This is a genomic window from Aeromonas dhakensis (assembly GCF_000820305.1).
Lineage (GTDB): Bacteria > Pseudomonadota > Gammaproteobacteria > Enterobacterales > Aeromonadaceae > Aeromonas > Aeromonas dhakensis.
This window is the reverse complement of the sequence record NZ_CDBH01000046.1, coordinates 1-20,865: the sequence shown is the minus strand read 5'-3', so window position 1 is coordinate 20,865 and position 20,865 is coordinate 1. Positions and strand designations below refer to the sequence as shown.

Here is a 20,865-nt window from a genome sequence, read left to right as displayed (position 1 = left end):
CCGCGGGCAGCCCTTGTTGCTTGGGCAGAGCCTCAACGCTCCATGATCTGGGTGACGTCATCCTTCTTGATCATCACCTCCCGCCCTTCGGTATCGTAATAGCGGTACATGCCGGTGCTCTCGTCCAGCTTGGGTTTGCTGTCGGTGGTGATCATCTTGCCATCCTTGGTGCTCATGATGTATTGCGAGCTGCACCCCGCCAGCGCCAGGGCACACACCAGGATCATCATCAGTTGCTTCATCGCCTGTTTCGCCTCCCGCTTCACCCTCACCACGAGGGTGGTGACTGAAGCCTAGCTCAACCAGATGAGCCCGTTTGCCGCCATTGCCGCAACGGGATCAACGTCAAGAATCAGCTACTTGCGCCCCCCCGGTTTGCTACTGCCACCACCTCCGGTACCGGACCCGCAGCCAAGTGCCAGCTTGTCTGCCGCCGCCTTCGCCTGCACCAGACCGTAGCCAAAGCTGTTGTCGCGCCCCAGAGCCCCCAGATCCTGGGCGCTGCTGCGCAGGGTCTGGCGCAGCTGATCGTTGCTGCACTCCAGTCGTTGTGACCAGACCAGCGCCGCCACCCCGACCACGTGCGGCGTCGCCATCGAGGTGCCGCTGTAGTAGGCGTACCCGGCCGGCACTGTGGAGAGCACAGAGACGCCGGGGGCGGCCAGCTCCACCTGATCGTTGCGCTGGGAGAAATAGGCCAGCTGCTTGTTGGCATCGATGGCGGCCACGCTCACCACGCTGCTGTAGGAAGCGGGATAGGACTTGCTGGTGTTGCCCGCATTGCCCGCCGCCGCCACGCTCAGCACGTTCTGGCTGTAGGCCTGGTTGAAGGCTCTCTCTTCGGTCTTGCTGGGTACGCTGCCCCCCAGGCTCATGTTGATGACCATGCGGGTGAAGCCGCGGCTGCTCATCCCCTGCTTGCAGGCATTGAGCGCCCCCACCAGGTTGGAAGAGTAGGCCCAGCCGTTGGCCCCGAACACCTTGACGATCTGCAGCGGCACGCTCTGGTTTGGCAACACCCCGAGCACGCCCAGATCATTGCCCCCCACTGCGGCTATGGTGCCCGCCACATGGGTGCCATGGCTGTTCTCGTCGCTGTCCCAGTTGCCGGTACCGGCATCGTCATAGCCCTGCACCTGGGGGCCGTGGGGCAAGTCCGGGTGGCCGCCGCTGTAGCCCGAATCTATGATGCACACCAGCACTTCGCCGGCGGCGGCATCGCTCAGCTGCGGCGCCTGCACCATGGGAATGCCGTAGGGCAGGGTCTCGGCGCTGACATAGCGCTTGGCATCCGGCTCAACCCAGAGCACGTTGGGATTGTGCGCCAGCGCCGTGGCGGCCGCCGACGGCAACCAGAGTGCCAGGGCATTTTGCTCCTTCAGCGCCAGGGCCAGCTCGCCACCCATCCCCCGGCTCTGGGCCAGTACGGCCGCCTCCGCCCCCGGCTTGAGCTGCACCAGATAACGCGCCCGCTCGGCGGCCATCGCCCCCTGTCCCAGCACGCCCGCGACCAGCAGGCCTATCCATATCCGTTTCATCAGTCACTCCTCACGTCGATCTGATATCCCTTCGCAAAAAGTGTAGTGTCCCCTCGCCCGTGCTACGAATGCGGCAACAAAAAGGCCGGACATGGGTCCGGCCTGCTCTGGATTATCAGTTACTTGGCTGGCTTGCGCTCGCCGGTAACCGTGGGGTTCTTGGGATCGGCACTCCACTCGTACCAGCCGCCGTCGTAGACGCTGATCCGCTTCCAGTCCATCAGCCAGGCGTAGAAGAAGGCCTCGGAGGCGCGCCAGCCGGTACCGCAGTAGAAGGCGGCCCGCTGGGTCGGCTCTATGTTCCACTCATCCCACATGGCGAGGATCTCGCGGGCCGGCTTCATGGTGCCGTCCGGGTTGTGGAAGTCGCTCATGCTGTTGGCATCCACACCACCACGACCCCACTTGGCGCCCGGAATGTCGCCCTTCGGCTTGATGTAGCTGTAGCCGGAGGTGTTGCCGACGAACTCGTCCCAGGTGCGCACGCTGACCAGGGCGCCGTCGGGCTGCTTGAGCAGCTCCTTGGCCTGACTCAGGGTGGTGTAGTACTCGGGATGAGCCGGGATGGCGACGCCAAACTCCTTGGCCGGCTTGAAGGTGTTGGCCAGCCCGGTTTCGGTGCGCAGATGCTGCACGAACCAGGCATCCAGGCCGCCGTCCAGCAGCCGCACGTCCTCGACGCCCGCATACATCATCAGGTGGGCCGCGCGGGCCGCCGCCATGGTGTTGCGACCGTAGAGGATGACGGTGGTGTCGTGGCGGATGCCGTTCTCCAGCAGCAGCTTCTTGAGCGCCTCGTCAGAGACCTTGTTCCACAGCGGCTCCTCTTCCAGCCGGTTGGTGTCGATGTAGCCGGCCCCCGGGATATGGCTCAGCAGATAGGCCTTGGGTGAACCCCACGCCACCTCGAACAGCTTCCAGTCGCCCTTGGGCGCAGCCACCACCGGCTTGCCCTCCTGCAGGTCGGCCAACCAGCGCGGATGGACCAGCTGCTGCCAGCGAGCCAGATGCTCGCGCGGCGCACTTTTCCAGCCCTGCAGCTCGAACAGCTGCTTGATGCCCTGCTGGCGCAGCAGGCGGGCCACTTCGGCCACCTCGCGCGGCGCACCGTAGAGCGCCACCGGCCGCTCGGCCTGCAGCCCCTTGGTCTCCAGCGCCGCCGGCCACTCTTCATCACTGTACTTCCAGTCGGCGGAGAGGTTCTCGGCACCGGCCACGTGGCCGCCCTGCTGCTCGCCCTCCATGGGCCAGCCCTGGTAGAAGTAGCTGGCGCGGGTATCCAGAATGACCGCCGCCTTGGCCTTGGCGTCAGCCAGCGAGAGCGGTGGCAGCTCGGCTGCCAGGGTCGGCAGGGCATGCCAGAGCAACAAGGTCGCCAGGGTGGCCCGTAACAAGCTCATTATTCGTTTCATGGTGATCTCTCGATTCAGAGTGACAAGGTTAAAAAATGGAGCGGCCCAGACGCTCGGCCAGCAGCTCCAGCGCGGCCGTGCCCGCCAGCGAGTTGCCCGCCTTGTTGAGCTCGGGCGACCAGACACAGACGCACAACTCCCCCGGGATGAGGGCGATGATGCCGCCACCGACCCCCGACTTGCCCGGCATGCCGACCCGATAGGCGAAATCCCCCGCCTCGTCATAGAGGCCGCAGGTGGCGAGCAGGGCGTTGACCTGCTTGGTGGTACGGGCCGGCAGCAGCGGGGAGCTTTCTCCAAGCGGCACGCCACGGTTGGCCAGATAGATGAAGGCCCGCGCCAGATCGACACAACTCATGCGGATGGCACAGGCATTGAAGTAGCTCTGCAGCACCTTGTCCACTTCGTTCTCGAAGTTGCCATAGGCCTTCATCAGATAGGCGATGGCCGCATTGCGGGCGGAGTGCTGATATTCGGAGCGGGCCACTACCTGATCTGCCATGATGGCCGGGTTGCCCGAGAGGCGGCGGACCAGCTCCAGGGTGCGCTGACGCGGGGCGGTAAGGCGGGTTTCCAGCAGATCGCTCACCACCAGGGCACCGGCGTTGATGAAGGGGTTACGGGGAATGCCCTGCTCGAACTCGAGCTGCACTAGAGAATTGAAGGGCTGACCCGAGGGCTCCTTGCCGACCCGGGCCCAGATCTCCTCTTCCTGGTAGAGGGTGAGCGCCAGGGTCAGGCTCAAGGCCTTGGAGATACTCTGGATGGAGAAGGGCTCGAAGGCGTCACCTGCGGTGAACAGCTCCCCTTCGACGGTACAGACGGCGATCCCGAGCCGATCGGCCGGCACCTGGGCCAGTGCGGGAATATAGTCGGCCACCTTGCCCTGTCCGAGCAGCGGGCGCACCTCATCCAGGATGCTGGCCAGTAATTCGGATGACAACACCATAAGCGATTCCATAACTAACGTGGAGATCCCATCACCACCGACAAAAATCCCGCCAGCGGCGGGACTTGTCTATCTGCTGTCGCAGGCTGTCGAACCGGGGCGCCTGCCACAGCCGGCCTGATATCAGGCGGGTTCACCGTACCAGAGGTCGAACAGCTCGGAAACCACCACGGCTTCCATCCCCTTGCCTTCCAGCCAGGTTTTGACGGCGGCGCGGTCTTCTTCGCTGCACTTGCCCAGCAGCTGGGTGCAGATCATCCCTTCCCAGGCCAGGTGGCCGGAGCCGGCGAAGGCCAGTTTGCGGGGTTCGATCACTTCATCGATCATCGCATCGACTACCGCATCGATGGTCTCTTCGGCAGTGCCGACCGGGAAGTTGAAACTGATGTCGAAGCCCATTTCCTGGAATTCATCGACGCGCAGTTTCTTGCGCAGGCGGCGGCTACGGTTGGCCATGATAGCTCCTTCAGTTAGTTGACACGTTTGAAAATCAGATCCCACACCCCGTGACCGAGACGATGGCCACGTTGTTCGAATTTGGTCAGCGGACGCCAGTCCGGGCGCGCCACCCAGTTGCCGGTGGCGGAGGTGTTCTCGTACCCCTCGGCGGCACTCATCACTTCCAGCATGTGCTCGGCGTAGTTTTCCCAGTCGGTGGCCATGTGGAACACGCCACCGATGGCCAGCTTCTGGCGAATGTCCTGGGCAAAGGCCGGCTGGACGATGCGGCGCTTGTGGTGACGGCTCTTGTGCCAGGGGTCCGGGAAGAACAGCTGTAGGCAGGCGAGCGAGCCGTTCGGGATCATGTGCTCCAGCACCTCGACCGCGTCGTGACAGATGACACGCAGATTGGTGACCCCCGCTTCCTGGGCGGTGCCCAGGCAAGCACCGACACCCGGTGAGTGCACTTCAATACCGATGAAGTTCTTCTCGGGGGCATTCTTGGCCATCTCCACCAGGGAGGCGCCCATGCCAAAGCCGATCTCCAGCACCACCGGGGCCTCGCGGCCAAACAGGGCAACCAGATCGAGCGGCTCCGGTGCGAAATCGATGCCCATGACCGGCCACAGCTCCTCCAGAGCCTTCTCCTGCCCTTTGGTCAGGCGGCCTTCGCGACGGACAAAGCTGCGGATCTTGCGCATGAACTTGCCGTCTTCGTTAAATACATCTTGGGTCACAGGCATAATCAAATTGCTCGTTTATTGCATCGGTCTGGGTCACAGACGACATAAATGGATTGCTAGCTATCTCGTCGTGCTGGTCACAGACGACCGAGATGAATTGCTCGTTGTTTCATCGCTCCACCTCGCCGATGAACGCGAAATTGCTCGTCATTTCATCGCTTGGCGAAACAGGGTAGCGAATTATCCCAAGATAGGCCCAAGGCGCAAGTGTTTCACGCAACAAATCCCCCGACACAGACCAATTCCGCCACCGCAATTGACAAATGCCACCCCGTTCACAGAATCTGCCGGGGCACGGGCGCATCCTGACCTGCGCAAATAAAACCATACACAACAAAGGATTGCAGTATGAAACACACAGCATTGGCGTTTGCCATCACAGCCCTGCTGGCCGGGTGCAACACCTCCAGCAACGATTCACAGGCCCCCTCCGCCGCCGAGCAGGCCTATGAATACCTGGTGCAGCTGAGCTCCACCGCCGAGGGGATAGGCGCCAGACCGACCGGCAGCGAGGCCGAGACCCGTGCCGCCGCCTGGATCCAGGACCATCTGGCCGGCTGGGGCTACGAGGTGCAGCACCAGCCTTTCACCTACACCCAGAGCGGAACCAGCAAGGCCTCCCAGAACCTCGTCGCCGAGCTCAAGGGCAAGAGCGACAAGGTGATCCTGATCGGTGCCCACTATGACAGCACAGGCGACAAGCAGGGCTCCGAGGGAGCCACCGACAACGGTGCCGGGGTCGCAGCCCTCTTGGCGGTCGCCGAAGCGCTCAAGGGGCAGACCTTGCCCTACACGGTACGCTTCGCCTTCTTTGGCGCCGAGGAGAACGGCCTCAACGGCTCCAAGGCCTATGCCGCCAGCCTCGACAGCGCCGCCGTTGCCAAGCTGCTGGCCATGGTGAACTACGACACCATCGCCGGGGGCGACCTTGTCTACGTTCACTCGGCCCACTCCAACGTGGCCAAGTACAAGTGTGCCGACCCGAGCCGCTACAGCTTCGATCCCAAGGTACGGGATCGCCTGCTGGCCATCTCCAAACAGACCGCCACCCCGTTTGCCATTCATCCCAGCTATGATGGCTACCCTGAGGGGGAGACCGGCGGCTGGTCCGATCATGCGCCGTTCGCCTGCCTGGGGGTGCCCGTCGCCTACGTGGAGGCCACCAACTTCACCATCAACGGGGAAGATGGCTATGACGGCTACTCCCAGACCACCAATCCGGCGCTGTGGGACTGCTACGACGAGGCCACCAAGAGCTCCTGCGATCGGGGCAGCGAAACCCAGTGGGGCAAGATCTGGCATACCCAGTATGACCGTCTCGACAAGATGGCCGAGCTGTTCCCGGGCCGGGTACAGCAGCAACTCGGCGCCAACACCGAGCTGATGCTCCGCTTCCTCAGGGAGCCGGGTCTGTAACCCTGCCATCTCGCCGCTGAACCGGGGCTTTTACGCCTCGCGGCCTTCCCCGGCCGATAAAATTCGGGCAGGTGCCAAACCTGCCCTTTTTTATCGATTTTTGTTACAGCCATTGCCTCATTTTTTAAATCTGATACAAACGGATAACTTGGCGGTCGAATGGAGCGACCGCTTACCACGCCAGAGAGAATCCTATGCAGCCCTTTTTTGCCCAGCGCTTCGAGAAGGTAGAACCTTCCTTCATCCGCGAGATCCTCAAAGTTGCCGCCAATCCGGAGATCATCTCCTTCGCCGGCGGCCTGCCCAATCCGCACCTGTTCCCGGTCAAGGCCATCGAGCAGGCCTGCCAGGACGTGCTGCGCGAGCAGGGCGCCGCGGCCCTGCAGTATGCGGCCACCGAGGGCTTCGCCCCGCTGCGCCAGTACATCGCCGACCGCTATCTGGCCCGCCACGGCATGCAGGTCAATCCGGACAACATCCTCATCACCAGCGGCTCCCAGCAGGCGCTGGATCTGCTGGGCAAGGTGCTGATCGACGAGGGACAAGACCTCATCATCGAGGAGCCGGGCTATCTTGGCGCCATCCAGGCCTTCTCCGTCTATCAACCTGCCTTCAAGCCCATCACTCTGGGTGAAGAGGGGCTGGATCTGGCGGCGCTGGATGCGCTGCTGGCCAGTGGCTCCAACGCCAAGCTGCTCTACGGCGTGCCCAACTTCCAGAACCCGAGCGGCGTCTCCTACAGCCGCGCCAACCGCGAGGCGCTGGCCGAGCGACTGGTACGCCACGAGCTGCTGATGGTGGAAGACGACCCCTACGGCGAGCTGCGCTTCGAGGGCGAGCACCTGCCCCCCATCGCCAAGCTGGCACCGAACAATACCGTGCTGCTCGGCTCCTTCTCCAAGACCGTCGTCCCGGCCTTCCGCCTCGGCTGGATGCTGGTGCCGGACTGGCTGCGCAAGAAGGTCACCATCGCCAAGCAGGCCACCGACCTGCACAGCAACGCCTTCAGCCAACAGGTGCTGCACCGCTTCCTGATCGACAACTCGCTGGACGCCCACCTCGAGAAGATCAAGGAGGTCTATGGCCGCCAGCGCGCCGCCATGGAGGCCGCCCTGACCCGTCACTGCCCGCCCGGCGTCAGCTATACCCGACCGGAAGGGGGCATGTTCCTCTGGCTGACCCTGCCCGCCAGCGTCAGCGCCATGGAGCTGTTTGACGAGGCGATCAAGGAGAAGGTGGCCTTCGTACCGGGCGCTCCTTTCTATGTGCGCCCCGAGATCCAGAACACCCTGCGCCTGAGCTTCTCCTGCGTGGATGAAGCCACCATAGAGGAGGGGGTCAAGCGTCTGTGCCGCGCCCTCGCCCGCATGCTCTGACAGGCCTCGGGATGAAAAAAACCAGCGACCAAGGTCGCTGGTTTTTTTATGGGTGGCAGGCTGGCTCAGGCCTTCGCCAGCAGGGCGGCAAACTCCTTCATCGGCATCGGCCGGCCAAAGAAATAACCCTGCAGGAAGGTCACCTGACGCGCCCGCAGATAGGCGGCCTGCACCTCGTTCTCCACCCCTTCGGCCACCAGTTGCAGACCGAGCCGGGTCGCCAGATCGATGACGTTCTCGACGATATGGCTGGAGAGGGCATCCGAGCCGATCATGCCGACGAAGCTCTGATCAATCTTGAGAAAGTCCACCTGGAACTGCTGCAGGTAGGTGAGGCTGGAGTGGCCGGTGCCGAAGTCGTCGATGGCGATGAAGACGCCCAGCTGATGCAGCTCGGCAAACAGCCGGTCGGTCGTCTCGTCCGCCACGATCAGCTCCCGCTCGGTCAGCTCCAACACCAGCTTGACGGGGTTCTCCCGAAACGCGTTGATGAACTGGCGACAATCCTCCACCAGGCTCAGATCCTTGCAGTGACTGGCGCTGATGTTGAAGCCGAAGTGGAACCCTCTGGGCAGGCTGTGCACTCGGCCTGCGAACTGTTCGCGCACCTGCTCCATCAGCAGGCGGGTCATGGGCACGATGAGGCCGCTGTCTTCGGCCAGCGGGATGAAGCGATCCGGCGAGATGAGGCCCTGGCGCGGATGCAGCCAGCGCATCAGCACCTCACAGCCGCTCCAGTGGGCGTCGTCACCGGTCACCACGGGTTGCAGGTAGGGGATGAACTCCCGCTGATCCAGCGCCCGTCGCAGCTCCTGGGAGGGAGAGGTCGAGCGGCCGGTCAGCCAGTAGACCAGACAGCCCACCACCAGCCCCAGCAGGGGATAGATGATGAGGCTGGCGCGGGAGTAGGTCCAGATGTGGCTGCCGTACTCGTCATAGGAGAGCTCGGTGACGACCCGAAACGGGTACTTGCCGGAGACCTGCTCCAGCGAGCCCAGCACCACGGGCGGCACCTCGTCATGGATCTGGCCGTTGGCCAGCATGCTCTGCGCCCCGATCACCAGGGTCAGCGGCGAGTTGCGGCTGAGCATGTCGAGGATGTTGTGCAGATAGTAACCGTCGACCCCGACCAGCACGCTGTACTCCCCCACCGGCTGGCGATAGACCACCAGAGGCCGATCCGGGGTCACCGGGTTGCCCCGCATCAGATCCAGCTGGCCGTTGGCGTAGTCGGCCAGCTTGAAGGGGCCATGATAGGAGCCATAGAGCGAGGTGCAGTAGACCACTTCCCCCCTGGCCAGGTTGACGGTGCGCACGTCCGGTATGGTGGCCACCTGATCCCGCAGCCCCTGCACCACCTCCTCGCAGGGACGCCCGACGCTGCCCTCTACCATGGCGGCCGCCTGGTGAGCGTGATCCAGGGTGCGCTCCAGCATGTTGCGAGCATGGAGCAGGCGCTCTTCGGCATCCTGTTTCATGCCGGCAAAGGTCTGCCAGGAGACGATCAGCACGCCGAGCAGCAGGGGCAGCAGGCCGGCCAGCAGTGCCGCCCCCAGCCGGGTATAAAACTGGCGCAACCTCAAACGACGAAACGGCATACTCCCCCTCGCTGCAACGGTGAAAAGGCGGACGAGTCTACTCCTATCCCCTTTCCTGACAAGCATCTTCTGATGCATTGGACAACAGGGCAAGGCGCCCCGTCAGGGCAGGCGGCATGACGGCTCACACCCTGGGTGAGCACCGCCCACGTCTGCAGTGACGATTATAATCTTTGCAAAAACAGTTGCTTGTTCATCTTGCGCAGGCCCACTAGAGTAGAGCCAACAGCGTCAGGGAGTCTGGATATGAAAATATTGATCACGGGCGGGACGGGCTTTATCGGTCGCCGCCTGGTGGCCCACCTCAAGGTGGCGCACGAGGTGCTGGTGCTGACCCGCCAGGGCAGCCGCGCCTACGATCTGCTCGGCCACGACGTCAAGCTGATCGATACCCTGGACCGGCTCGACAACCTCAACGACGTGGATGCGGTCATCAACCTAGCGGGAGAACCCATCGCCGCCGGCCGCTGGAGCGAGCGGCGCAAGCAGCAACTCTGCGACAGCCGCTGGCTGCTGACCGAGCAGCTGGTCGATCTCATCAAGCTCTCTGACACCCCGCCCAGGGTGCTGATCAACGCCTCCGCCATCGGCTGGTATGGCCGCCAGGGCGATGCGCCGCTGGACGAACAGTGCCAGACCCCTCACGACGAATTCACCCATCAGCTCTGCCAGCAGTGGGAAACCCTGGCCCGCGAGGCCCGCAGCAAGCATACCCGGGTCTGCATCGTGCGCATCGGGCTGGTGCTCGGCACCGACGGCGGCGCCCTGCCCAGGATGCTGCCTCCCTATCGCCTCGGCCTCGGCGGCCCCATGGGCACGGGAAACCAGATCATGAGCTGGATCCACATTCAGGATCTGGTGCGCGCCATCCTGTTCCTGCTGGATCACGAGGAGTGCGACGGCCTGTTCAACGGCACGGCACCGCAGCCGGTCAGCAACCACGAGTTCAGCCAGACTCTGGCCGGCACCCTGCACCGGCCGCACCTCTTCTTCGTGCCAGCCCCCCTGTTACAGCTGCTGATGGGCGAGGCGGCCGATCTGCTGCTCACCGGCCAGAGGGTGCTGCCAACCCGTCTGCAGCAGGCCGGCTTCCACTTCACCTACCCGGAACTGCCCCAGGCCCTTGCCAATCTGCTCAGCACTACTGCCCGCTGACCGGGCTCTTCAGCCAACCGGATAACAATCAGCCCGGCAATTGGCCGGGCTGATTGTTGTTGTGCCTCGCGGCATCCGCGCAGGATCTGGTGCTCAGAGCAGGCCCTGCCCCAGTCCCCGCAGCCGATCGCTCAGGGTGCCCGCCAGCAGCTGGCGCTGCATGCCCTGCCCGGCCAGTGTCACCAGCACGGCCCCCAGCAGCGGCAGACCGGCCCAGATGGCCCAGTGGAACTGCCACTGCCCCTCGAACCACCACCACTGCAGGCCGAGGGAGCAGAGCTCGACCACCATGGCGGCGCACAATCCCGCCAGCAGGCCGCTGGCAACCAGCTCCCAGCGCAGCATCTTCCTGAGCAGCTCGCTGCCGGCCCCCAGGGTGCGCATCAGTAGCAGTTCCCGGCGCCGATGGGCCATGCTGGCCTGGGTCTGGGTCAGCAGCACCAGCAGCGCCGCCACCGTCACCAGCCCCAGCATCAGCCCCAGCGCCCGGCTCACCTGATCCGACACCGCCGTCAGCCGCACGATCAAATCGTCCACATCGATCAGGCTCACCGTGGGGTGCCGGCGGATCAGCTCCACCTCGGCCACCCGGCCCTGCTCCGGCAGACGATAGCTGCCGAGCCAGGTCTGGGAGAAGGGAGCCAGCACGTCCGGCGAGAAGATCATGTAGAAGTTGGGGCGCATGTTGTCCCACTTGATGGCCCGCAGGCTGGTCACCTTCGCCTTGAAGCTGCGCCCCTCGATGGTAAAGCCCAGGGTGTCGCCGAGCTCGATGTCGAGTCGCTTGGCCAGATCCTTGTCTACCGATACCTGGCCGGGGCCGTCCAGCCAGCGTCCTGCGGTCAGGGTGTTGTCCGGCGGCAGGGTGGCGGTGGTAGTGAAGTTGAGCTCGCGATTGACCCCCTCGCGGCCATCTTCATCCGTGTCGCGCACCGCCTCGCTGGCGATGCTGACCAGCCGGCCACGGACCATGGGGTAGAAGTCCGAAGTCACGGCCCCCGCCTGGCGCAGATCGGCCAGGATCCCCTCCCGCTCCCCGTCTGCCACGTTGACCAGGAAGCGGTTGGGGGCATCAGCCGGCAGCCGGGCCGAAAACTCGCCGAGCAGGTCGACCCGCGCCGCCCACAGCAGACCGAACAGCATGAGTGCCAGCGCAAAGCCTGCCAGCTGGAACAGACCGCTGCCCCGCTCGCGGGAAAGGTGGCTGATGGCCAGCCGCAGCGCGTGAGGGCCCTGTACCCGGCGCCCCAGTCGCAACAGCAGGGAGGCGATCCCCGCCAGCAGCCCCATCAACAGACCCATGCCGCCGATCAGCCCCAACGCCAGGGTCGCGTCGGCGGTGAAGCCCCACACCAGCCCAAACAGGCCGAGCAGCGCCACCGGCAGCGCCAGCCAGGGCGGGATCCCCGCCTCCAGCTCGCGGCGCAGCACCCTCAGTGGCGGCACCTTGAGCAGGCGCAGGAAGGGCACGAAGGCCAGCAGCAGGGTGATGAAGAAGGCCACTGCCAGCCCCAGCGCAAAGGGGCGCCACGACGGCGGCGGCAGATCGGCAGGCAGCAGGTTGCCCAGCAGATGCAGGGTCAACCACTGCATGGCGCTGCCCGCCACCAGACCGAGCAGGGCGCCCGCCAGGGTCAGTGACAGCAGCAGGGTGCCCATCAGTTGCCAAAGCGTGCGCCGCGACGCGCCGAGCGTCTTGAGCAGCGCCACCATGTTGGTCTGGCGCTCGGCAAAGTGACGGACCGCGATGCCCATGGCCAGCGCCCCCAGCAGCACCCCGGCCAGGGAGGCGAGCCGGAAGAAGCGCTCGGCATTGGCCAGCGAGCGGCCAACCTGGGAGCCCTGGTCGTCCGGCTTGATCAGCTTCTGTCCCGCCTTGAGCCTGGGCTTGAGCCAGCGTTCATACTCGGCCACCTGCTCGCGGGTGCCCTTGAACAGGTAGCGCCACTGCTGGCGGCTGCCCGGCAGCAGGGCACCGGTCGCCTCCACATCGGCGCTGTGGATCAGCGCCCGCGGCGCCAGCAGGAAGGGGCTGAAGCCCTGATCCGGCTCCTGACCCAGTACCCCCGCCACCTTGAGCACCGTATTGCCCACTTCCAGCTCATCCCCCGGCTTGGCCGCCAGCAGCTGCATCACCCGGGCGGAGAGCCAGATCTCGCCGGGTGCCGGCGCCCGCTGGGGGCTCAGCTCCAGCTTGCCGTAGAAGGGGAAATCCTCGGGCACGGCGCGGATAGACGCCAGCTGCAGGGCATCCCCATGAAACAGCATGCTGTTGAAGCTGACCGTGGTCTGCACCGCCAGACCCGTTTTGGCCGCCTGCTCGAGCCAGGCGGCCGGTGCCGGCGTGGCCGTGCGCAGCGCCCGGTCGGCACCGATAAAGTCCCGCCCCGAGGCTTTGAGCCCGGCATCCAGCCGATCCGCCACCAGGGCCACGCTCAGTACGCAGGCCACGCTCAGCGCCAGCGCCAGCACGAACCAGCGCAGTTCGCCGTTGAATCCTTCGCGCCGCAACAGGCGCAATCCCAGTCGCCACTGACTCATCACAGCTCCCTGACTCTTGCTGCAGAGGCATCTTCGAATGCTGACGCAGCCGCCTCCAGTCGCCCCGCCGCCATCACCAGCTGCCGCTGGCAACGCCGGGCCAGGTCGTGATCATGGGTCACCACCACGAGCGTGGTGCCGTGCTCGCGGTTGAGCTCGAACAGCAGTTCGATCACCCGCTCCCCGGTCTTGCTGTCGAGGTTGCCGGTGGGCTCATCGGCCAGAAGCAGGCTGGGCTTCGTCATGAAGGCGCGGGCAATGGCGACCCGCTGCTGCTCGCCGCCGGAGAGACGCGGTGGCAGATGGTGCAGCCGTTCACTGAGGCCGACCGCCGCCAGCAACTCGCGGGCCCGCGGCTCGCAGCGGGTCTCGCCGCGCAGCTCGGCGGGCAGCATGACGTTCTCCAGCGCACTCAGGGTGGGCAACAGCAGGAAAGACTGGAAGATGAACCCCACCTGCTCGGCCCGCAGTCGGGCACGCCCCTCCTCGTCCAGCTTCAGCAGCGACTGGCCGAGGATCTCGATATCCCCTTGGCTCGGCAGATCGAGCCCGGCCAGCAGCCCCAGCAGAGTGGACTTGCCGGAGCCGGAGGCACCGACCAGCGCCACCGTTTCGCCGCTATTGACTTGCAGGTCGATCCCTTCAAGGATGGTGAGGCTTTCCTGGCCCAGGCGCACTGTCTTGCCCAGGCCCTTGACGTTGATAATGGGAGTTGAATTCATGACGCGTTTCCTGTTTGCCTTGTGCTGCCTGGTGTCATCGGTGCAGGCCCAGACCCTGCTGGTGCTGGGCGACAGCCTGAGTGCGGGTTATCAGATGCCGGCGGAGCAGAGCTGGCCTGCCCTGCTCAATCAGAAATGGCAGCAGCAGGGGGGTAAACATCAGCTTATCAATGCCAGCATCAGTGGTGAAACTACGCAAGGGGCGCTGGCCAGATTACCCGCTCTGCTCAAGGAACATCAACCGGACTGGGTGCTGATCGAGCTGGGTGGCAACGATGGGCTACGCGGGTTCGCACCGGCCATCACCCGGGACAACCTGGCCAAGATGGTGGAGCTGACCAAGGCGCAACAGGTAAAAACCGTGTTGACCCAGATCCAGCTGCCCCGCAACTACGGAGCCCGCTACCTGCGCCAGTTCGAGCAGATCTTCCCGGAACTGGCCAGCGCCAATCAGCTGCCGCTGATGCCCTTCTTCATGGATGATATTGCGCTGCGCCCTGAACTCATGATGAACGATGGCATCCACCCCACCGCCGCCGCTCAGCCGCAGATCCGCGACCGGGTGGCCAGCTTCATCGAGCCGCTGCTGACTCAATGAGTACGGCATAGCGCCTCGTCCGCCATCCAGCTCGAACGGCCCAATAAAAAATCCCGCCTTGGCGGGATTTTTTATTGCTCCTGAATCAGCGCTCCAGGATCTGGCGCAGCCGCTCCTGAGCCACGCCAACCAGCAAGTCTGGCTGGAACTTGGAGATGAAGCGATCGCAGCCCACCTTCTTGACCATGGCCTCGTTGAAGTTGCCGCTCAAAGAGGTGTTGAGGGTGATGAAGAGATCGGACATGCGAGCATCGCTGCGAATTTCGTGGGTCAGCCGGTAGCCGTCCATCTCCGGCATCTCGGCATCGGTGATCATCAGCAGGATCTCGTCGGTCACCTTCTTGCCCGCATCGCACCACCCCTTGAGCAGATTGAGCGCCTGCAGCCCATCCTGGCATTCGATCACCTCCAGCCCCAGCTGGCCCAGGGTCTCGCGCACCAGGTTGCGGGCCGTGCTGGAGTCGTCGACGATGAGCACCTTGCGGCCATGCATTTCCGGCAGGATATCCCGATCCAGCACCTCTTCCGAGATGCGGATGTCGTAGGTGATGATCTCGGCCAGCACCTTCTCCACGTCGATGATCTCGACGATCTGGTCAACGCCATCCTCCGGAATGCGGGTGATGGCGGTCAGGTAGTTCGCCCGCCCGGCCGAACGCGGTGGCGGCAGTATGTCCTTCCAGGTCATGTTGACGATGTTGGCCACCTGGCCGACCAGAAAGCCCTGAATGGTGCGGTTGTACTCGGTGATGATGAGGTTGGATTCGGCATCGATGGGCATGGGGCGCATGCCGATGGCGCTGCGCAGGTTGATCACCGGAATGGAGGTGCCGCGGATGTTGGCCACCCCGCTGATGTTGTGGTGTGCACCGGGCATCTTGTTGAGGTGAGGCAGCTTGACTACTTCCCGTACTTTGAACACGTTGATCGCAAACAGCTGCTGGGATCCCAAACGGAACATCAACAGCTCCAGGCGGTTCTCCCCTACCAACTGGGTACGCTGATCCACCGAATCCAATATGCTCGCCATATAAAGCCCTTACGTCCGTTGCCCGAGTCTCGCCATAGTATAGAAGGGTCAGAATCCCAACACGACCCGTATTCTTATCCTATGTCGGCCAGATGATGGCTGAACTTGATTAAAAAAAGCGAGACCCCGCTCGCGCCCATGCTCTCTTCAAGCCTGTCAGTAGTCATTCACCTAAATTCCCGCTCCTGGCGCACATTCACCCCCCTTTGGGGGGAAGCATCGAACCAGCCCGGTAGCGCCATCCATAAAAAAAGCGGCAGATTGCTCTGCCGCTTTTTGCCTGGGGTCGACCGGATTACTTGTCGATATCCAGCATGTTGTTGTTGAGCATGTAGTCGATCACCTGAGACGAGGTGGCCGCTGCACTGCCGGTGAGGCTGTCGAACGTGTGGTTCATCAGCACTATCTCCTGGGTCACGGGGGCGGCGCTGCTCTCCTTGACCTGCAGATGCACTCCTTCACTGTCCTGGAAGACAGAGAGCAGGCTCTTCAGATCGTTCTGGTTGCGAGAACCGTCGTGATCCAGCAGGTCGCTCAGATCCAGCTTGTCACCTTCCGCCTTGGAGAAGTCGACCACGTAGTCCTTGGCCACGCTGCCCGCAGCTGTATCGCCCTGCAGCCAGGTGAAGGTATCGGCGCCGCCATCCCCCTTGAGGATGTCATTGCCAAGCCCGCCAACCAGGATGTCATTGCCCAGACCACCGCTCAGGGTATCGTCGCCGATGCCGCCAAACAGGGTATCGTTGCCGCTGCCACCGTACAGGGTATCGTTGCCGCTCTCGCCGTACAGGGTGTCGTTGCCGGCACCACCGAACAGGATGTCGTTGCCGGCCCCGCCGAACAGGAAGTCATCGCCACCCTGACCGAACAGGATGTCGTTGCCATCCCCGCCGATCAGCACGTCTGCCTTGTCGTTGCTGGAGGACTGATCGAACTCGCTGGCATGATCCGTGATGTAGTCATGGACCTGGGCATCGGTCACCGAGCCTGCGCTCAGCTTGCCGGCCACATACTGCTTGATGGCCGCGTAGCCTTCACCATTGATGCCGGCAAAGTGGATGGCATCACCGAACAGGATGTCGTCACCGGCACCGCCGTCGATCCGGTCGCTGCCCGGCAGGTTGTTCACCGAGGTACCCAGGATGGCGTTGGCCAGATCGTTGGCTGACACGTTGGACTGCACAATCTGATCACTGTCGAACAGCTTCAGGGTATCGATGGAGACGTTGCTGCCGATGCCGATCGCTTCCAGCGTCACGTTATTGGCCAGCAGAAGCGGCAGCACAGCCAGCGCGTTTTGCAATGCCCAGTAGTTGCTGTCATAGGAGGTGGAGATCTCGAAGGTACCATCCCCCTGTGCCTTCAAGGTCCCGATGGTGGTCGAGCTCCACTTGTTGTTATTGCCCTGCGACCACTTCTGAACATTGCCATTCGCGTCGATCAACACCCGGTTGGTGCCGCCTATGTTGGCGTAGAAGGCTTCACCCGGCACATAGTTGTTGACGTTGACAAACGAATCGAGACGCTCGTTGGTCCTCGTATTCACGATCGGGTTGGTATCTTCATAGTCGTAATAGGTGTTTGGTGCCCCATCGGTAATGAAGTACGCCAGGTTCTTCGCATTGGCGTTGTTCTTGGCGGTGTCGCTGTTGAACCAGTTGGAGGTGGTCTTGAGCGCATCCTCGTAGTTGGTCGCCCCACCATTCCAGTAACTGCCGTCCATGCTGTCGAGCACGGCCTGCAACTTGGTCAGGACATTGGGATCCTTCAAGTCCACGCTGATGGACTTGTTGGCCTGACTGTCGAAGTCCACCAGGAAGATGTTGACCTTGCCCGCCCCCTCAGTACCGGCACTGGTCTTGAGGGTTGCAAACACCTGCGCCAGCTGGCTCTTGATGGTGTTCATGGCACTGGTGCCGATACTGCCCGAGCTGTCGACCATGAAGGCGATGTTGTAGTTCTGGCCCGGCAGCACCACACTGCCATCCAGATCCCCGACCACGATATTGTGTTCGCTGCCGTAGGTACGGTTCTGATCGCCTGGCTCCCCTTCGGTAGAGAGGAAGTAGCTCATGCGAATCGAATCCTGATCCGATGCGCTGCTGGTCTGATCGGTCGCCACTTCCTTGGCGATGGCTTCGACCTTGAGGTCGAACTGGCCGGCACTGCTGCCCGGCACCCGCAGGGTCAGACCGGTCAGTTTGACGTCCAGCGCGCTCTGGTTCCACAAACCGGTCAGCGTCAGCTTGCCATCGGCCCCCACTGTGCCAAGCACGGTAGAGCCCTGATACAGCGTCGACCCCGTCGGCATGCCTGTCAGCACCAGGCTGTCGAACTGCTCGCTGCCATCCCGGTCGGTCAGGGAGGCGCTGATCTCGAGCGGATAATCCACCAAGCTGGGCGGTACCGCCGTCAGGGTGCCGTCGGTCTGATTGAACTGGTAGATGCCGTCATCAAACTGCACCAGCTCGATGTCGTAGAGCGACTTGCTGATGGTGACGCCGTTCTCCTTGACCAGGAAGTTGAAACCGCCGTCACTTCTGCGCTCGATGACATAGTTGGCACGCGAGCCCATCAGCACGGCCAGGTCGGTACCGGCGCCACCATACAGGGTGTCGCCACCCAGCCCGGCCACCAGAATGTCGTTGCCGGTGCCGCCGTCGAGGGTGTCACCTGAGGTGGAGTTGCCACCGACCAGCACATCATTGCCCGCACCACCGACGAAGTAATCGCCGCCGCCCTTGACGCTGACGATGTAGTCGTTGCCGCTGGTACCCACCACGCTGTCTTGAGTGGTGGTGCTGTCGGTAAAGCTGCTGGTGATGCCAAAGCTGCCCTTGTTGAAGTTGCCGCTCTGGAACGCCCCGGTGGAGATGCCGGACGACGGGTACTGGCTATAGAGCGGAACACCGTTCCCGGTCAGGCTGATGTCGACCACCGGCTTGTCCGCCACCGCCGCGATATCGATCACCAGCTTGCCGCTGTTGCTCAGGTTGGCGCCGTCGCTGATCTGGTAACCAAAGCTGGCGTAGTCGCCCTGTAGGTTGCCGGTCACGACGCCATTGCCGTTGCTGGCATTGGTGCTCGACTCGTTGAGGCCCGGCACGAAGCGCAGGTGACCGTTGTCGATATCGGCGTAAGAGACAAGATCCCCCACCTTCACCGCAATCCACTGGCCGGCTGCGTTCAGGTACTCCAGCTTGCCGTTCAGCGGCAGGGTATTGATCTGCACGCTCAGGTCGGAGGCTGCCTGATCATCGCTGGCACCAAACTGGGCCCACTTCAGCACCAGCGGCGTATCTTCCTTGCCGGCACTGTAGCCACCCGTGGTCACCGGCGCACGATCGTTGTCGATGATGGTACCGGTGCCGTTCTGGCCACCAACGGTCACGGTCAGGGTTTCATTCGCCTCGACCAGACGATCGTCCACCGTCGGGATGGTCACGGTAAAGCCCGACACCCCGGCCGGTACCGTGATCTTGCCGGTAGTGCTGTTGTAGGTCACCCCGTTGCTGAACTGGGCAGTACCCCAGTCAAGGCTGGAAGCGGGGTTGGTGCCGCTGCCCTTGATGCCGAAGTCATACTGGGTCGCTTCCTGGGTCGCATCAGAGAGCGTCACCGTGTGCAGCAGGTTGCCGCCCTCGGCCGCACTCTCACTGGAGACCGACTGTACGATGGGCGTAAACAGCGGCTTGGTTGCGAAAGAGCCCAGGCTGTAGTCGCCGTCGCCATCCACCACCTTGATCTGGAAGTCGATGTCGCCATCGCCCAGCGGCTTGGACATGTTCTGATACTGGAAGAACTCCCACTTGCCGGTGGCCGGGGTAAATTCCAGACGGAACACCAGGGTGCCATCGCTGGCCGTGCCGATCAGGGTATTGGCCGATTCCATCGAGGTGGTGATCAGTTTGCCGGTCGCCGTGGTCAGCCCGGTCTCGGTAGAACCGACCAGCTGCATGTAGCCCTTGCCGTCAGCGCCCCACTGCGGGGTAACCGTGCCGGAACCGTAGGCGATGGCCGGTGCCGTGGTCGCCCCGAGGAACTCGATGCTCTTCACGGTGAAGTCGCTGTTGTCGGCGTAGAGGCCGTTACCATTGTTGGTGGCCTTGATGACCATGGTATCGAAGCCACCCTGCTGCACCTGGAAGTTGCCGGCATAGTCGCCACCCGCCGCGTTGGAGCTGAAGGTCTGGGTACCGATCAGCACGCCACCGCGGTAGAACTCGACCACCCCGCTCTCCAGCTCGCCACCGAACATCTGGCTGAACTTGATGTTGGCGCCATAGGCCACCTTGCCCGCATCCAGCTTGATGATCAGCTGCTCGGATGCCGAAGTACCATCTGCAAAGTGGCGGAAGTCCACCTCGTTGGCGAGGTTGTGGTTCGGTGAACCAACGCTGGAAACACCCAGGCCGGCGCTGGAACCGTTGACATTGGCCGTCGTCAGGGCCGAGTTGGTCGACGAGGTAAAGCCCAGCGCCGTGATGCTGAAACCGCTCACGTTCAGGGTCATCTGGTTGCTGCCACTGTACTTGGTCAGATCAAACAGGCCGGTCAGAGTATCCGGGATGTTGGTCTTGATGACGGAGACGGCCGCCATGTCGCCAGCCACCGGTGAGTCGTCCTCGACCGAAATGGGCAGGCTGCCGGTGGTGGTGGTCTTACCATCCGATACGGTCACACCGATCTGGAAGTTGAGTACGTCTTCACTGCCCTTGACCGGGTGATCCAGCGGGGCCTTGAGCGTCACGTCATAGCTCCAGTCGCCCTTGCCGTTGCCGGCAGGTGCGGTCAGCTTCACATCCATGACCGCCTTGTAATCGGCGCCGCCCGGAGTGCCGGTATAACCGGTCAACACCTTGGTGGCGGCATTCCAGCTCCACTGCACCGCGGCACCGCCAGCCGTCAGGCCAGCCGGCCCGTTCAGGCTGATGGTGAGGGTATCCTGACTATCGACGTCGCCAACCGTGATCTTGCCGCTGGCGGCCACGCTGTCGGTGGTATCACTGCTGCCTGCCGTGTCGGCAATGCCGCCGGCCAGCCCCTCTTCGGAGACCACGGCCCCCTTGTCGATACTTAGGGTCGGTGCGTCGTTGGTGCCGGTGATGGTGACCGAGACGGTATGGGTGGTGCCATCGACAGACTCGACGGTGAAGGTCTCGACCTTGGTCTCGCCTTCGCCCAGGTACTGCACCTTGCTGTTGTCGACGTTGTAGGTCCAGGCGCCGCCTTCGGTGATGGTCAGGCTGCCCAGTGCACCGGCACTCGGGGTGCCATTGCCGGCCACAAACTTGGCCTCGTCGGCGCCGTCCACGTCGGTCACGGTCAGGGTGCCGGTCTCGGTCA

At 63.3% G+C, this 20,865-nt stretch carries 15 protein-coding genes; 4 read left to right on the top strand and 11 right to left on the bottom strand.

Going from position 1 to position 20,865, the window contains the following annotated elements; all coding sequences use genetic code 11:
- Nucleotides 1–32 precede the first annotated feature (32 nt).
- The 6 genes from BN1143_RS13655 to trmB form a co-directional block, all read right to left on the bottom strand.
- A complete protein-coding gene (locus tag BN1143_RS13655; RefSeq protein WP_010632998.1) occupies nt 33–242 on the bottom strand; it encodes a YgdI/YgdR family lipoprotein in 210 nt (69 codons plus the stop codon).
- Nucleotides 243–356: 114 nt separating this feature from the next.
- Entirely contained in the window at nt 357–1,538 is a 1,182-nt protein-coding gene (locus BN1143_RS13650; RefSeq protein ID WP_042051017.1) for a S8 family peptidase, read from the bottom strand.
- Nucleotides 1,539–1,657: 119 nt separating this feature from the next.
- Nucleotides 1,658–2,950: a sulfurtransferase gene (locus BN1143_RS13645; protein ID WP_042051016.1), complete on the bottom strand. Its 1,293-nt coding sequence runs from the start codon at nt 2,948–2,950 to the stop codon at nt 1,658–1,660.
- 28 nt (nt 2,951–2,978) lie between these two features.
- Entirely contained in the window at nt 2,979–3,899 is a 921-nt protein-coding gene (gene glsB / locus BN1143_RS13640; protein WP_026142053.1) for a glutaminase B, read from the bottom strand.
- A gap of 123 nt (nt 3,900–4,022) precedes the next feature.
- Nucleotides 4,023–4,355, bottom strand: a complete 333-nt coding sequence (locus BN1143_RS13635; protein ID WP_042051014.1) for a YggL family protein — start codon at nt 4,353–4,355, stop codon at nt 4,023–4,025.
- A 14-nt stretch (nt 4,356–4,369) separates the two neighbouring features.
- Nucleotides 4,370–5,083, bottom strand: a complete 714-nt coding sequence (trmB, locus tag BN1143_RS13630) for a tRNA (guanosine(46)-N7)-methyltransferase TrmB (RefSeq protein WP_010632994.1) — start codon at nt 5,081–5,083, stop codon at nt 4,370–4,372.
- A 348-nt stretch (nt 5,084–5,431) separates the two neighbouring features.
- Here trmB and BN1143_RS13625 point away from each other — a divergent pair, with 348 nt between their 5' ends.
- Both BN1143_RS13625 and BN1143_RS13620 read left to right on the top strand, forming a co-directional pair.
- Nucleotides 5,432–6,499, top strand: a complete 1,068-nt coding sequence (locus BN1143_RS13625; RefSeq protein WP_042051013.1) for a M28 family metallopeptidase — start codon at nt 5,432–5,434, stop codon at nt 6,497–6,499.
- Between the two features lie 194 nt (nt 6,500–6,693).
- The gene (locus BN1143_RS13620) at nt 6,694–7,875 is read left to right on the top strand and encodes an aminotransferase-like domain-containing protein (RefSeq protein ID WP_042051012.1); all 1,182 of its coding nucleotides are present in this window, start codon (nt 6,694–6,696) and stop codon (nt 7,873–7,875) included.
- 65 nt (nt 7,876–7,940) lie between these two features.
- Here the strand turns inward: BN1143_RS13620 and BN1143_RS13615 are convergent, their stop codons facing one another.
- Entirely contained in the window at nt 7,941–9,473 is a 1,533-nt protein-coding gene (locus tag BN1143_RS13615; protein ID WP_042051011.1) for an EAL domain-containing protein, read from the bottom strand.
- Between the two features lie 246 nt (nt 9,474–9,719).
- Between BN1143_RS13615 and BN1143_RS13610 the strand changes: the two genes are divergently transcribed.
- Nucleotides 9,720–10,628 (top strand): TIGR01777 family oxidoreductase, encoded by a 909-nt coding sequence (locus tag BN1143_RS13610; protein ID WP_042051010.1) that lies wholly within the window; start codon nt 9,720–9,722, stop codon nt 10,626–10,628.
- A gap of 93 nt (nt 10,629–10,721) precedes the next feature.
- Here the strand turns inward: BN1143_RS13610 and BN1143_RS13605 are convergent, their stop codons facing one another.
- The gene (locus BN1143_RS13605; protein WP_042051009.1) at nt 10,722–13,169 is read right to left on the bottom strand and encodes an ABC transporter permease; all 2,448 of its coding nucleotides are present in this window, start codon (nt 13,167–13,169) and stop codon (nt 10,722–10,724) included.
- Nucleotides 13,169–13,891, bottom strand: coding sequence for an ABC transporter ATP-binding protein (locus tag BN1143_RS13600; RefSeq protein ID WP_019839439.1), 723 nt, complete (start codon nt 13,889–13,891; stop codon nt 13,169–13,171). Before BN1143_RS13600 ends, BN1143_RS13605 begins: the two co-directional genes overlap by 1 nt.
- On the opposite strand from BN1143_RS13600, the gene BN1143_RS13595 reads away from it, so the two are divergent.
- Nucleotides 13,890–14,489 carry an arylesterase gene (locus BN1143_RS13595; protein WP_042051008.1) on the top strand — a complete coding sequence of 200 codons (600 nt, stop codon included), beginning with the start codon at nt 13,890–13,892 and terminating at the stop codon, nt 14,487–14,489. The genes BN1143_RS13600 and BN1143_RS13595 overlap by 2 nt on opposite strands.
- An 85-nt stretch (nt 14,490–14,574) precedes the next feature.
- On the opposite strand, the gene BN1143_RS13590 is transcribed toward BN1143_RS13595, so the two are convergent.
- Both BN1143_RS13590 and BN1143_RS13585 read right to left on the bottom strand, forming a co-directional pair.
- Nucleotides 14,575–15,519: a chemotaxis protein CheV gene (locus BN1143_RS13590; protein WP_005297781.1), complete on the bottom strand. Its 945-nt coding sequence runs from the start codon at nt 15,517–15,519 to the stop codon at nt 14,575–14,577.
- A 295-nt stretch (nt 15,520–15,814) separates the two neighbouring features.
- Nucleotides 15,815–20,865, bottom strand: a 5,051-nt coding sequence (locus tag BN1143_RS13585) for a VCBS domain-containing protein (RefSeq protein WP_042051007.1), incomplete at its 5' end; no start/stop codon positions are given.